Below are 12203 nucleotides of genomic sequence, written 5' to 3'. Positions count from 1 at the left end.
TCGGTCGCATCGAGGAGTACGCATACCGTCTGAGCCATCGCCCAGCCTCGCACGCCTCACCGCCCGCGTGAATCCTCCGTCCGCGTCACTGCACTAGGCGAGCCGCCCATGCGCAGCGCTTCGTTTCATCCCGTCCCACGCCCGAGTCGTCCGCGTACCGTTTCAGCGTTTCCATGATTTCCGCGCGTCCGCCCGAGCGGATCCGCGTCATGCAGCCCTTGAAATTGTGAGACGTCAGTGGAAATCGATCTTGAGACATATTATCAGGCGGCCAGAACCGGCAGTCTGGCCTGTATTCGCTCGCTCGACCCGATCTACGGCGAGCGCTTCTTCTTCCTGCGCGTCCGCGAGGTGCGGAACGGCCGCATCGCCACCGCGCGCGGGATCTTCTGGGCGGTCAACGGCGAGAAATGCGATCCGGGCTGGGGCGGGGACGCGCACGCGCTGGTCGTCCCGACCCTGGCGCTCCTCGAGATGATCGAGCCGAATCTGGAGCGGATGGCGCAGTTCGGCGTCGACCGGCGGTTCGAGATTGCCGTGGCGCGGGCCGTGCTGGAGGGCCGCCTCACCGAGATGCCCGAGATGCCGCAGCCGCCGGTTCCGACCCTCAAGGAGGCGCAGGCCGAGCTGCAGGCCGCGATGGCCTACTGGGAGGCCGTGGACGTCCGCGAGGCGAAGCCCGGCACCTCGGTGCGGATCCGCCGGGAAGCCAGCGAGCGGCTGGTCACCGCCCGCACCAATCTCGAGCGGGCCAAGCAGCAGGCCGGGCGGCTCGCGAGCTGCGGCGACCGCGCGGGCTGCCCCGGCTAGGGTCGCCGCCGCGCGTCAGGAGAACTTCAGGAGCTTGAGCGCGTCGAAATCCTGCACCCCGCCGCCGACGCGCTTGGTGGTGTAGAACAGCACGTAGGGCTTGGCCGAGTACGGGTCGCGCAGCACCCGCATCCCCGTCCGGTCGACCACGAGGTAGCCCCGGCGGAAGTCGCCGAAGGCCACCGACAGGCTGTCCTTGGCGAGGTCCGGCATCGCCTCGGCCTCGGTGACCGGGAAGCCGACCAGCGTCGCGGACCGGCCGGCGGCGAGGGGCGGCTGCCAGAGATAGTTGCCCTCCGAATCCTTGAACTTGCGGATCGCGCTCTGGGTGCGCCGGTTCATGACGAAGCCGGCATTCTGCCGGTAGGCCGCCCGCAGCCCGTAGATCAGGTCGAACAGCGCGTCCCCCGGGCTCGCCGACGGGAAGGCCCCGGCCGCCCCGGTGGCGACCGTGCCGATCTTGCCCGGCACCCAGGTGGCGTTGGCGACCGTGTCGTAGCTCAGGAAGCCCCGCGGGCGGCTCGCGCCGTTGCCGGACACGAAGGCGACGCCCTCCTGCTCGGCGAAGGCCGTCTCCACCTCGGCCGAGAGCCACGCGTCGAGATCGACCACGGAATCGTCGAGGAGCGTCTGGGTGGCGGCCGGCATCGCGTAGAGCTCCATCGCGGGGAACGCGATCTCCGACAGGGCCGGCGCGGCGGTCTCGGGGCGCGGCGCGGTCTCGGCGGCCCAGCCGGTGACCGGCGCGCCCACCGAGACGGCGCGCTTGTACTGGGCGCCCGAGATCGGCTGCACGCTGGCGATCGACCGGATCGGCGAGACCTGGCCGAGGCGCGCGAGCACGGTCCGCTCGATCGTGTCGGGGACGAGGTAGCCGCCGTCCGGCCCGGAGCCGGCCGAGAGCGCCTTGGCCTCCAGGCGCTTGAGCCCGGCGCTCTCGCCCGCCCGGACGTAGAGGTCGAAGGCGGCCTTGTGCTCGTGCGCGGCCCCCGTCTCCCGGACGTCCGGCTGCCCGAGGGGCGGCCGGGCCCGCTCCAGGGCGATGCGGTCGAGCCGGGTGCGGGCGGCGTCGAGGGCCGCGTCGATCCGGGCGAGCTTTTCCTCGGTGAGCACGTCGACGCCGAGGCGGCCCTCGATCCGGTCGATCCGCGCGTCGTTCGTCTCCTTGAAGGCCGCGAAGGCGGCGGCGAGCTCGTCCAGGGCGGAGCGGACCGGGCCGCCGTCGGAATGGGCGGCCTTGTTCTCGAGCGGCGGCAGGCCGCGCGGCGGCGCGAGGGCGGGATCGGCGATCGGGGTCTGGGCGTCCATGATGGGCCTCGTCGGGGGTGGAAGTCAGGACCGCGCGGCCGGCAGCGGCCAAGCGGCGGGTCTCGCGGCGGGTCTCGCGGCGGGTCCGAGGGCGCCCGGCGGCGCGATCAGGCCGGCGAGGCCGCGGATCGCGTCGGCCTCCGGGTCCGGAGCCGGGATCGACGCGGGCCTCGCCCTGGCCCCCGGCTGCAGCGGGAAGGTCACGAGCGAGATCTCCCAGAGGTCGACCTGCTGGAGCCGGCGCTCGCCGCCGGTGCCCTTCCGGGCGCGCAGCGTGCGGAAGCCGATCGAGAGCCCGTCGAGGCCGCCGCCGCGCATCAGGGCGTCGACCTCGCGGGCGCGCTGCACTGCGAGGTTGAGCGCGCCCTCCGCGAACAGGCCGCGGCCATCCTCGCGCAGGGCGAGCCAGCGGCCGATCGGCTCGGCCGGATCGTGCTGGAACAGGAGCCGCACGCCCGCGGCCCCGCGGCGGGCGAGGCTCGCCGCGAAGGCGCCCGGCACCACCACGTCGCGGCCGAGATCGGGCACGCCGAACAGGCTGGCATAGCCGGAGAAGTGGCCGTCCATGGAGGATCCTCGGATGGGACAGTGAGGGCGCGCCCCGCGCCTCAGGGTGTGCCCGGCGCCCCCGGCATCGCGGGCGGGTAGCCCACGGCCTCCCGCTTCTCCGCCACCGACAGGAAGTCCGCGGCCTGGACCCGGCGCCACAGGGATTCCCGCTCGCCGGCCAGCGCCTCGATCCGGTCGAGGTCGGGCTCCAGGTCGATCGCCCCGAAGGCGGGTTCCAGCCAGCCGGCCAGCGCCCGGGCGGTGCGGGCCGCGAGGGGGATCAGGGTCTGGCGGTAGAGGGCGCGGTTGGCCTCGGCGTAGTTGGCGTGGGTGTTGTCGCCGGGGAGGCCGAGCAGCAGCGGCGGCACGCCGAAGGCCAGGGCGATCTCCCGGGCGGCCGCGTCCTTGGCCGCCACGAAATCCATGTCGCGCGGCGAGAGCGCGAGCGGCTTCCAGTCGAGGCCGCCCTCCAGCAGCAGCGGCCGGCCGGCATTGGCGGCGCCCTGGTAGTTCGCCTCCAGCTCCGCCTTCAGCCGGTCGAATTGCGGCTCGGACAGCGTCGCCCCGGCGAAGACCAGGGCGCCGGACGGCCGGGCGGCGTTATCGAGCAGCGCCTTGTTCCAGGCGCTCGCGGCGTTGTGGATGTCGAGGGCGGCGGCGGCGGCCGCGATCGGGGCGAGCCCGCCGGTCTCGTCCTCCGGGTGGAACAGCGTCAGCGCCAGGATCGGCGCCACGGCGATCCCCGGCTCGGGCAGGTCGAACCGGCGGCTGCGCCCGCCCGCCGTGTAGAGATAGGCCGCCGGCCAGCCGTCCGGGCCCGGCAGCACCCGCATCCGTCCGGGACGCAGGACCTGGAGCGCGGCGACCCGCCCGTCGAGGCTCACCGCCTCCAGGTAGGCCGTGCCGGTGAGGAGGAGGTCGGCGTAGAGCGTCTCCAGGAGGTGCGGCCCGCTCTCCCGGGGGTTCGGCCGCGCCAGCAGGGCGAGCAGGTCGCCCGCGCGCTCGGCGCCGGGGCCGGTGGCGATCAGCGGCAGGCCGGCGGCGCTCTCGGCGACGAGCCGCACCGCCCGGTGGACGACCGGGTTGGCCTGGTAGCCGGCCCGGGCGAGCGCCGCCGGATCGCGGGGCGTCCAGCTGGCCCGTCCCTCGGCGTAGAGGGCGAAGGCCGGGGCCGCGGCGGCCTTGGTGGCGAGGGCCGGGCCGCCGGCGGCGCGGCGCGCGACCCGCGCCAGGCGTTCGAGGAGGGTCGACATGCCGGTCCGTTCCTGAGCTATGGTCACGCGATGCAGCCCCGGATCCCCACACGGCCCCAGGCGCGGCCCCAGGCGCGATTCCGGGGACGGGTCCGGGGACGGGTCCGGGCGGGGACCCGCGTCGCGGCGCGGGTCGCGGCTCTGGTCCCAGCGCTCGTCGTCGGGCCTCTGGCCGGGCCCCTGGCCGCGCCCCCGGCCGCGCCGGCCCGGGCCGCGGATGCGCCCGCACCCGCGCCCCTGTGGCCGGAGCCCGACGGGACCCTGATCCTGGCGCGCCCCTTCGGCCGGTCCGAGATCAGCCTGCGCCTGTCCCGGCGGGTCGCCGGGGCGGTGGACACGCTGACCTGGGACGGCGTCACCTTCCTCGCCGACACCGAGCCCGGCGACGCCCTGCAGGCGCGGGCGGAGATCGGCTCCGGCGCCGCCTGCCGCCGGGCGAGCGAGGCCGGCACCCCGCAGGACGGGTCCGGCGCGCCCGCGGCCCGCCGGCTCCGCGCCCTGCGCGCCGGCCGGAGCTGGGCCGAGACCGAGACCCGCATGGCCTGGGACGGCCCCGTTGACCCGGCCGACGAGCCGCCCGCGGACTGCCCGACCGCCTCCGCGAGCCCCGCGATCCCGGCCCCGGCCCCGCTCCTGCGCAAGCGGGTCGCCCTCGGCCTGCCGGGCCTCGGCAACGCCGTGGAGGTGCAGGCGAGCTTCGTCCTGACCGAGCCCGCGGCGGCGCTACGTCTCGAACCCCTCGCCGCCGCGGTGCCGGCGGAGTTCTCCGCGGCCTGGCGCTTCGACCCGTCGACCGGCGGGGTCGCGCCCCTCGGCCCCGGAGCGGGGGAGCGGCCGGACCCGGTGATCCTGGCGACGCCGGAGGGCTCGCACGCCCTCGCGGTCTGGGCCCCGGGTCCGCCGGAGCAGGAGCCCGACGCGCCGCGGCCCGGCTTCGCGGTCGCGCCCGAGGCCGGGGCGAACCGCCTGAGCTGCCGCTTCCGGCTGGCGAACGCCGCCGCCGGCGCGCACGATTTCGCCTGCTACGCCCTGGTCGGCACCCTCGCCGACGTCCGGGCCGCCCTTCGGAGCCTGACCACGCCGCCGTGACCGGCCCGGCGCCGACCTGTGCTAGACTGTCCGGACCGACGAACCGATGGAGGTTCCGATGGACAGGAAGCAGGCCCTCGAACTCGCGATCTTCGTCATCGCGCTCGTCCCCTTCCTCCGCTGCCTCATGCCCTCCGCGACGCGCTCCCGGGGGCCCCGCCGCTCCGGCTCCCTCAGCTACGATTCGGGCTCCGGCGGCGACGGCGGCGCGATCTTCGGCGATGGCGGCTGCCACGGCAGCGACGGCGGCAGCTGCGGCGACGGCGGCGGCGGCGGCGGTGATGGCGGTGGCGGCGGCGATTGAGCGACCGCTCGGGCGTCCAGGAGCCCGGCACGCCCAGGAACCCGGCACGCCCAAGAACCCGGCATGCCGATGTGCCGGGGTCGGGCAGTGACGACGGTTCGGGAATCGGAGCCGGGCCGCGGCGCCCGGGAAGGACGGCGGGGATCAACCCGACAGATGCGCCGCTCAATCCGCCCGCCGTCGCCGCGCAATACGGAGAATTACGGTGGGGATTCCCAGCTCAGGACCGCGTGCCGTGGCCTGATCGCTACAGATTTGGCGCACGACATTGTGTATACAGCATGCAGTTCGTTCCAGAGACCACGAACCGACTCCGGCGCGCTTCACCCGAAGCGCGCCGAATTGTTTCCGGCGACCGCTGTCACAACCGCCGGATCCGGGGCTCGGCCCGGGGCTCCAGCATCAGGTGCGTGAGCGCCCAGACCAGGGCATCGAGACGGTCGGGCGAGGTCCCGCCGGACAGGCCGTCCGGGCCGAAATCGCACATTGCAGCCGAAATCGAATTCTTCCTGCGCAATCAGGGACTTGCGATTTTCAGCGCCCTGCCGAATTTCCGTGAATGGAACCAGAACGGATTGCGGCTTTGTAAAGCGCTGGTGGCTTCGAAGAAGGCTGCCGAAATAAGGGCTTAGAGCGAGGCTACTGGCTACTGGCCGGCCCTCGTGGTCTCCCCTCCTCCAACTTCCGGCGTTGCTGGACTGACCCCGACGCAAGTCCGCGCGCAGCTCGCGCGGATGGGGTGGACGGGTGCGCTTCCGATCCACTCGCACGACGGCGGCCACTCCTCTCGCGGCAAGGCCCCGGGCATCACGGGATGGCAGCGGCGGGCCATGTACGAAGGCCCCGAGACCACCGCCGAGGATCTGAAAGCCTGGGAGCGGAACGAGCGCAAATGGCCGGGGACCGGCATTGCCTGCGGGAACGTCGTCGCCATCGACGCGGATTTCGCGACCGATGCCGCCTTGGCCGAGACCGTGACCGCGATTGCCCTCGATGTGCTCGGCGAAACGCCGTTCATCCGCCAGGGGCAGGCCCCGAAGGTCGCGCTGATCTACCGGGCCGCCGAGGCGATGCCGAGCGTCCACCTGAAAGCCGCCGACGGCTCCAACGATGGCCTCGACGTGCTGTGCCAGGGAACGCAATTCGTCGCCTACGGCACGCATCACAAGACCCTCAAACCCTACGCCTGGATCGGAGCGGAAAGCCCCCTCACGGCCGGACCGGACGAAGCGCCCGAAGTCACGCAGGCCCAGATTGACGAGTTCGTGGCGCGCGTGCGCCGCGTGGTTGAGCTCAATGGCACCGGAGGCCGAAAGGGTCGCGGTGGCGGGGGCGGGCATCAGATCATCCGCGGCGCCGATGGCCGAGTGACCGATGGCCGTGAGTACCACCTGACGCGCACGGTCTACTCGACGGCGCTCGACATGAAGGGCGACGGCGAGGAGATCACCACCGCTTCGCTCGCGGCACGCGCATGGGCTGCCTTCGTCGCCTCGACCGTGCTGGACGATGGCCGCTGGTCGCCGGAGATGGCGCGGGTCAAAGCCGCCGCGCTTCTAGACCGCGTGCGCCGGGGCTTCGTCAGCCTCGACCCGGTGCCGCAGGACAGCGGCGAGACCATCGCCCCGACCTACCCCGACACCCGCGTCTCCGTCGCCGAGGCCGAGACCGCGACCGCTGCCGTTGTGACCGGGTTCTTCGGCGAGCACGTGCCGGCCTGGAAAGCCGAGATGGCGCAGTGGAAGGTTGAGGCCGAGGAAGCGAAAGAGCGCGGCCAGGATGAGCCGGGCAAACCCGCTCCGACATCGTGGGCCGCCCGCGTCGAAACCGCGGTCGGCAAAACCGCACTCGCCATCGAGGGCGCTGCCCAAGCCGCCAAGGACGGCGCCAGCATCGTCTACGCCGCCCCCATGCATAGCCTGCTCGCCGAGCTGGCCGAGCGGTTCGCTGCCGAAGGCGTCGAGGCCCGCGTCTATCGCGGATACACGTCCCCGGATCCGGACGCGCCGGACGTGATGATGTGCCTCGACATCCCGGCGATGCAGGACGCGCGCGATGCGGTGCGGCCGATCCCCTCGACGGTGTGCGAGCGCAAGGCGGACGGGCAGAAACTCTACTGCCAGTTCCACCACCGCTGCGGGATGGAGCGCCAGCGCCAGGCCAAGGCGGCGGTCTGGCTCGTGCCGCATGCCCTGCTGTTCCAGGGTCGTCCCGGCGCAATCCCGGCTCCGGACGCGCTGGTGATCGACGAAGGCGTGACCATGGGCGCCCTCCCCGACAAGCCGGCTCGCATGTCCCTCGACGCGATCGAGCGCGCGCCTGTCGAGCCGAACGAGAAGGCACCGCTGTTCACCAACGCCGCCAACGATCTGGAATTTGCCCGGGCGAACCTGCTGCGCGCGCTGCGTGACCATCAAGACGACGGCCCGTTGCAGCGTGAAATCCTGATCCGGCATGGCCTCACCGCCACTGCGGCGGCCGAAGCCTACAAGATGGAATGGGGCCGCCTGCGGGATCCGGGCATCAACCCCGGCATGGACGCCAAGGCCCGCAAGGCGTGCGCCGGCGCCGTAGGCCAGCACAACCAGGACGCCAAGGGCCTCGCCGGCATCTGGAGCGAGCTGCGCGCCTTCCTCGCCGGCCACGCCGAGGAGTCCGGCCGCCTATCCATCCGGTACGACGAGGACGCCGAAAGCCGCGTGGTTGAGCGCCGGTCGCTCGACACGGTGCGAGCCAGTTGGGCTGCCCCTGCCCTGCTCCTCGACGCCACCCTTCCCGATGCCTCGCTGCTCGAGCCCGTGGTCGGGCACCGTGTCGAGGTGAAAGCCGACATCACCGCCCGATGGAGCCCCCACGTGAAGGTCCGTCAGATCCTCGCGGCGCCGGTCACAGCGCGCAAGCTCGGCATCATCGGGTCGGACGAGGAGGCGGACCCGGAGGCCGCGGCCTCGCCGAAGCGGGTCATCACCGACCTCTTGCGCCTCATCCGCCTGCGTGCCGCGCTGGTGTGGCCACGCGTCGTCGTCGTCATCGGCCCCATGCGGCTGGTAGAGGTACTGACCGATGCGGGCTTGCCCGAGAACGTCGAGACCGCGCACTTCGGCGCCGTCGCCGGGATCGACCGTTGGTCGACAGCCGCCGGCCTGATCTGTGTCGGCCGCCTGCAGCCAGGCCCCGGCATCACCGAGCCGTTGGCCGGCATCATCACCGGCACTGTGCCGCACGAGATCCCGCCGAACCCTAAGGGCGGCGGTCGCTGGTATCCGCGGGTTGCGGGTGCCGTGCGCCTTGCCTCCGGTCAGGGCGTGCGCGTCGAGCGGGGCGAGCACCCCGACAGCATGGTCGAAGCCCTGCGCTGGCAGATCACCGAAGCCGGACTGATCCAGGCCATCGGTCGCCTGCGCGCCCTGCGCCGCGGCCCCGACGCGCCGGCCTTCCTCGACATCATCAATGACGTGCCGATGCCCATCAGCGTGGATGCGACGCCGGCATGGGACGACGCTAAGCCGGGGGCGTGGGCCGAGATGGCGGTCGAAGGTGTCCTGTTGGAGAGCGCGGCCGACATCATGGCCTGTTTCCCCGAAGCCGCGCCGACGCGGGACCGGGCGCGCGAGATGTCCCTTCCGACGTTGGGGGTAACATCTATAAGGGATATATCTATAGACGTTACCCCCAGCGTCAGACGCGCCACCTACAAGCGCCTTGGGCGGTTCCCCCAGGCGTCCGCCGTCCTGCTGCCGAACGCCCCCGCAGACCTGAAATCCTGGCTGTCTGACCGCCTCGGCGCGATCGAGTGGGTCAAGATCGAGGATCCCGCGCCCGCCAAGGAAGCCGCCCCGCAGCCTGCGACTGCTGCCGCGCCCCGCTGGCCGCGCTGCGCGGACCTCGCCCCCGATCTGGCCGCCGCCTACCGCCTCGTGGTCGACGAGCCTGCGCCTTCGCCCAAGCCGCATGTCCCCGTCATTCCTGAGATCGTGCGCTGGATCCCGCCGCCGCCCCTGCGTCGCCGCCCCCATCTGCGCGTGGTTGCCCTGGAGGCCGCCGAGTGATCCGCCCCTGCGATCAGTTCGGGCCATGGACCAATGGCCTCGACGCGGCCGAGCAGCGAGCCCGGCTCCGCGCCATGCGGGCGCTGGCTCGCGTGCATTGCGGGCCGCGCGGCGCTGAGTTTTGTCACTGGCTTACCGAAGCCGAGAGGGACCCGGCCGCCCTTGAGCCCGCCCTAGCAGCGCTCGACCGCCTGCCCTCGAACGATCGCCGGCATGTGTTGGCGAGCTACGCCAGCCTGTCCCGTTCCGCCGCCTGAGAGCCGACTCATGGGAACCGTCCTGCCATTCCCCCAACAACGCGCCCGACAAGGCTCCTCCGGTGTCCGTGCCGCCTCCGTGGCCGACGGCTGGTGCGTCGAGCGGCTAGAGGCCGGCGACATCATCAGCCGGAGCCGCATGCCGTCGCGGGCCGACGCCCAGCGCATCGCCACGCGCATCAGCCGCCGGGACAAGGTGCCGTTGCTGGCGACGTGCCTGCCCCGGCCGGCCCGCTGCGCGGGCGCCTGCTCCACCCCTGACTACGCAGCTTGAGAGGAGCCACCATGTCGAACGTCATCACCCTGCCGAGCCGTGCGAAGGCCGAAGCCTCGACGGCGCATTATCTGGAGGTCGCCGTGTACGGGCGCACCGGCTCGCTGACTGTCACCCTGGCTCGCCGTGAGGATGCCGTCGGCTGGCTGCATGTCCTGCTGCTCGGGTCCGCCGTCGGCCTGGAGATTGTCGCCACCCTGCCGGACGACGAGAAGGGCCGCGCTGTCGCCGACTTCGTGGGGCCGGCCGTGCTGCGCACCGCGGAGCTGACCGAGACCGAGATTGCCGCCCAGCCGGAGGCCTGTTGATGTCCGCTGCTACTCGCCCTCCCCATCCGGGCCGCACGTCGGCCGAGCACCGTGCCCTCGACCGCATCGGCTGCGGCGAGCACCCGGCCTGCGCACAGAAGACGCTGCGCAATCTGCTCGAGGCCGGGCTGATCGTGGACATCGGCAGCGAGACCCAGCGTGATGCTCTTGGGAAGTATCGGATCCCCGCCTACGCCATGCCGATCCCGGTTCACATGGCCTGGTGCTCGGCCGTCGCCGCGACCGACGAGGAGATGGCCGCCATGGAGGGGTTGTCATGAACCCACCTTCCGCACCTATCCTGGCGGCCGCCGATGCCTTGCTGCGCGTCATCGTGAAGGCCGATCGCCAGCGCTTCGCTCTCAAGCTCGCTGCGTTCCGTGACCGCCCGCTCAAGAGCGCAGATCAGCCGACCGTCACTGACGAACTCGACCTAGCGGCCACCGCAGCAGATCCGGTCGGAACCGCCTGCCGGGCCACGCTGCGCCGTCTCGGCCATGCGCTTCACGCGGCCAACCCTGACGAGGATTTCGTCGCGCTCTCCGTCGAGGTCGCCGAGATGGACCCGACGCACACGAACTGGCGGGCGCGCGCCCTTGAGACGGCGTGGCGCGGGATTGGGAGAGACGCAGCATGACCCCGCGCGAGCAAGCCGCTTTCGCCGCCGGCATCGAGACGGCCCGCCAGATGGCGCTCACCGCGGCCGTGACCATCGAGGTTCGGGAGGATGCCAGGGCTGTCCGCCAGCAGGCCGCAGCCGCTGCGCTGCAGGGTTTGGCCGATGGGCTGCGAGCGCTGGCGCTACTGGATCGGCGAGGAGATGAACCGGACGAAGCGGTTTCCTAAAGGCGTCAGACACCGCGCTGTCATCGGATCCGGGCTGAGCGCAGAGGACTCTATGTTTTGCAGAAGCAGGGCAGCGTTCAGATCGTTCATCACTGTGCCGATGACGCCACGATCTGCTTTGTCCTCGAAGGATCTGACCAATGCCTCGACCACCGGCATTGTCGCGCCTCCGATCGCTTTGAATTCTGGTGCCGCCGAGGGATCGTCAAGCACCTGCATTACCCGTAGGTGCAGCACGGAGAACCGATCGACGAGCGCTATGAACGTACCTTGTGAGACATCGTCCACCGTCAGGCCGATGGCAGCGTTGAGCACGATGTTCCGCAGCGCCTCCAGCTTCTCGGCCCGGTGCGTCGCCATCGCGATCCGCGTCATCGCAGCGACCACGCTCACAAACTCCTCGTTCTCGGCGAGGCGGTCCGGATCGAAGCCTTCGAAGCGATCCTGCAGTTCCCGCAGCCCCTCGCCGACCATGTTGAACCAGGCTGCCCGACGCACCTCCAGAGGGGCCTGAACGCATTTCTTGAGAAGCGCCTGGACGACTGGGCCGGTGAGCGGCATCACGAAGCTCGCCGCCGCGCCGAGCGTGCCGATCGCCGCGTCATGACCAACCCCAAGGGCACCACCGCCCGACGGGTAGGCGGGGTCGACCTTCTTCGGCGCTTTGTCCGTCATGATGCTCGCCCTCGCGCGCGTGCGCGTACTGGTGCCGAAACTACCGCCCGAGCCGTCGCAGCATCGCCCGGTGCAGGGCCTCCGTCTCCCGCAACTCCGCGTTCGTGGCCCTCACCATGTCGCGCAACTGGACGAAGGCCGCTCGGATCTGGCGGCGCAGAGCAATGCTCTCAGCCGATCGCCGCCCGTGCGTCCGGGTCGAGTTCTTGGACCGGGCAAGCCCTTCCGCCGTCGTCGGTCCTCGGCTGCCGCCGCCATGCATCCGGCAACGACCGTTTGGCATGGCCGGACCCTGGCACGGGCAGCCCGACCGTGTCTTGGCCCCACACCGTGCCGCCTCGCGAGCCTTGATCAGAGCGTTCCGCCAGTCGGGCGCATTGATCCGCCCCCAGTGAAGTGGTCCGCCCTGAGGTATGGCTTTCGGGCCAGGACGAGGACGGACAGATGGGAACGAAGCGGCACAAGCCGGAGGATGTCGTCG

13 protein-coding genes and 1 pseudogene are annotated in these 12203 nt (G+C 71.9%); 9 read left to right on the top strand and 5 right to left on the bottom strand.

Annotated elements, in window-relative coordinates:
* Window positions 1-237 precede the first annotated feature (237 nt).
* Entirely contained in the window at window positions 238-810 is a 573-nt protein-coding gene (locus ASG32_RS26555) for a hypothetical protein (RefSeq protein ID WP_056532261.1), read from the top strand.
* 15 nt (window positions 811-825) lie between these two features.
* On the opposite strand, the gene ASG32_RS26550 is transcribed toward ASG32_RS26555, so the two are convergent.
* From ASG32_RS26550 to ASG32_RS26540, 3 genes are read right to left on the bottom strand one after another with little or no spacing between them, the layout of a single operon-like run.
* Window positions 826-2118 (bottom strand): phage major capsid protein, encoded by a 1293-nt coding sequence (locus ASG32_RS26550; RefSeq protein WP_056532259.1) that lies wholly within the window; start codon window positions 2116-2118, stop codon window positions 826-828.
* 24 nt (window positions 2119-2142) lie between these two features.
* Window positions 2143-2685 carry an HK97 family phage prohead protease gene (locus ASG32_RS26545; RefSeq protein ID WP_056532257.1) on the bottom strand — a complete coding sequence of 181 codons (543 nt, stop codon included), beginning with the start codon at window positions 2683-2685 and terminating at the stop codon, window positions 2143-2145.
* Window positions 2686-2726: 41 nt separating this feature from the next.
* On the bottom strand, window positions 2727-3920 hold the full coding sequence (locus ASG32_RS26540) for a phage portal protein (protein WP_056532255.1): 1194 nt from the start codon (window positions 3918-3920) through the stop codon (window positions 2727-2729).
* 30 nt (window positions 3921-3950) lie between these two features.
* On the opposite strand from ASG32_RS26540, the gene ASG32_RS26535 reads away from it, so the two are divergent.
* Together ASG32_RS26535 and ASG32_RS26530 are read left to right on the top strand one after the other, a co-directional pair.
* Window positions 3951-5009, top strand: a complete 1059-nt coding sequence (locus ASG32_RS26535; protein ID WP_056532253.1) for a hypothetical protein — start codon at window positions 3951-3953, stop codon at window positions 5007-5009.
* A 58-nt stretch (window positions 5010-5067) separates the two neighbouring features.
* The gene (locus ASG32_RS26530; RefSeq protein WP_244492226.1) at window positions 5068-5313 is read left to right on the top strand and encodes a hypothetical protein; all 246 of its coding nucleotides are present in this window, start codon (window positions 5068-5070) and stop codon (window positions 5311-5313) included.
* Window positions 5314-5674: 361 nt separating this feature from the next.
* Here the strand turns inward: ASG32_RS26530 and ASG32_RS35705 are convergent.
* Window positions 5675-5800, bottom strand: a pseudogene (locus tag ASG32_RS35705) (hypothetical protein); the annotation flags it as partial.
* A gap of 343 nt (window positions 5801-6143) precedes the next feature.
* On the opposite strand from ASG32_RS35705, the gene ASG32_RS26520 reads away from it, so the two are divergent.
* From ASG32_RS26520 to ASG32_RS32960, 6 genes are all read left to right on the top strand, one after another.
* The gene (locus tag ASG32_RS26520; protein ID WP_056532247.1) at window positions 6144-9362 is read left to right on the top strand and encodes a bifunctional DNA primase/polymerase; all 3219 of its coding nucleotides are present in this window, start codon (window positions 6144-6146) and stop codon (window positions 9360-9362) included.
* Window positions 9363-9629: 267 nt separating this feature from the next.
* Window positions 9630-9893 (top strand): hypothetical protein, encoded by a 264-nt coding sequence (locus tag ASG32_RS26515; protein ID WP_157862078.1) that lies wholly within the window; start codon window positions 9630-9632, stop codon window positions 9891-9893.
* A gap of 11 nt (window positions 9894-9904) precedes the next feature.
* Entirely contained in the window at window positions 9905-10201 is a 297-nt protein-coding gene (locus ASG32_RS26510) for a hypothetical protein (RefSeq protein ID WP_056532243.1), read from the top strand.
* Window positions 10201-10482: a hypothetical protein gene (locus ASG32_RS26505; RefSeq protein WP_056532241.1), complete on the top strand. Its 282-nt coding sequence runs from the start codon at window positions 10201-10203 to the stop codon at window positions 10480-10482. Before ASG32_RS26510 ends, ASG32_RS26505 begins: the two co-directional genes overlap by 1 nt.
* Window positions 10479-10838, top strand: a complete 360-nt coding sequence (locus ASG32_RS26500; protein ID WP_056532239.1) for a hypothetical protein — start codon at window positions 10479-10481, stop codon at window positions 10836-10838. The genes ASG32_RS26505 and ASG32_RS26500 overlap by 4 nt, the downstream gene beginning before the upstream one ends.
* Complete coding sequence (locus tag ASG32_RS32960) at window positions 10835-11047, top strand: hypothetical protein (RefSeq protein WP_082558066.1); 213 nt, start codon at window positions 10835-10837, stop codon at window positions 11045-11047. Before ASG32_RS26500 ends, ASG32_RS32960 begins: the two co-directional genes overlap by 4 nt.
* Here the strand turns inward: ASG32_RS32960 and ASG32_RS26495 are convergent.
* Window positions 11003-11722 carry a hypothetical protein gene (locus ASG32_RS26495; RefSeq protein WP_056532237.1) on the bottom strand — a complete coding sequence of 240 codons (720 nt, stop codon included), beginning with the start codon at window positions 11720-11722 and terminating at the stop codon, window positions 11003-11005. The two genes, ASG32_RS32960 and ASG32_RS26495, sit on opposite strands and share 45 nt — an antisense overlap.
* Between the last annotated feature and the right edge of the window lie 481 nt (window positions 11723-12203).

This window comes from Methylobacterium sp. Leaf361, assembly GCF_001424445.1.
Taxonomy (GTDB): domain Bacteria; phylum Pseudomonadota; class Alphaproteobacteria; order Rhizobiales; family Beijerinckiaceae; genus Methylobacterium.
Note: the sequence above shows the minus strand (reverse complement) of the source record. Positions and strands in the feature narration are given on the sequence as shown.

Bases quoted from the DNA above. Each gene is read 5' to 3' on its own strand.
- ASG32_RS26550 (WP_056532259.1), bottom strand. From the start codon at position 2,118: ATGGACGCCCAGACCCCGATCGCCGATCCCGCCCTCGCGCCGCCGCGC.
- ASG32_RS26545 (WP_056532257.1), bottom strand. From the start codon at position 2,685: ATGGACGGCCACTTCTCCGGCTATGCCAGCCTGTTCGGCGTGCCCGAT.
- ASG32_RS26540 (WP_056532255.1), bottom strand. From the start codon at position 3,920: ATGTCGACCCTCCTCGAACGCCTGGCGCGGGTCGCGCGCCGCGCCGCC.
- ASG32_RS26535 (WP_056532253.1), top strand. From the start codon at position 3,951: ATGCAGCCCCGGATCCCCACACGGCCCCAGGCGCGGCCCCAGGCGCGA.
- ASG32_RS26530 (WP_244492226.1), top strand. From the start codon at position 5,068: ATGGACAGGAAGCAGGCCCTCGAACTCGCGATCTTCGTCATCGCGCTC.
- ASG32_RS26520 (WP_056532247.1), top strand. From the start codon at position 6,144: ATGTACGAAGGCCCCGAGACCACCGCCGAGGATCTGAAAGCCTGGGAG.
- ASG32_RS26515 (WP_157862078.1), top strand. From the start codon at position 9,630: ATGGGAACCGTCCTGCCATTCCCCCAACAACGCGCCCGACAAGGCTCC.
- ASG32_RS26510 (WP_056532243.1), top strand. From the start codon at position 9,905: ATGTCGAACGTCATCACCCTGCCGAGCCGTGCGAAGGCCGAAGCCTCG.
- ASG32_RS26505 (WP_056532241.1), top strand. From the start codon at position 10,201: ATGTCCGCTGCTACTCGCCCTCCCCATCCGGGCCGCACGTCGGCCGAG.
- ASG32_RS26500 (WP_056532239.1), top strand. From the start codon at position 10,479: ATGAACCCACCTTCCGCACCTATCCTGGCGGCCGCCGATGCCTTGCTG.
- ASG32_RS32960 (WP_082558066.1), top strand. From the start codon at position 10,835: ATGACCCCGCGCGAGCAAGCCGCTTTCGCCGCCGGCATCGAGACGGCC.
- ASG32_RS26495 (WP_056532237.1), bottom strand. From the start codon at position 11,722: ATGACGGACAAAGCGCCGAAGAAGGTCGACCCCGCCTACCCGTCGGGC.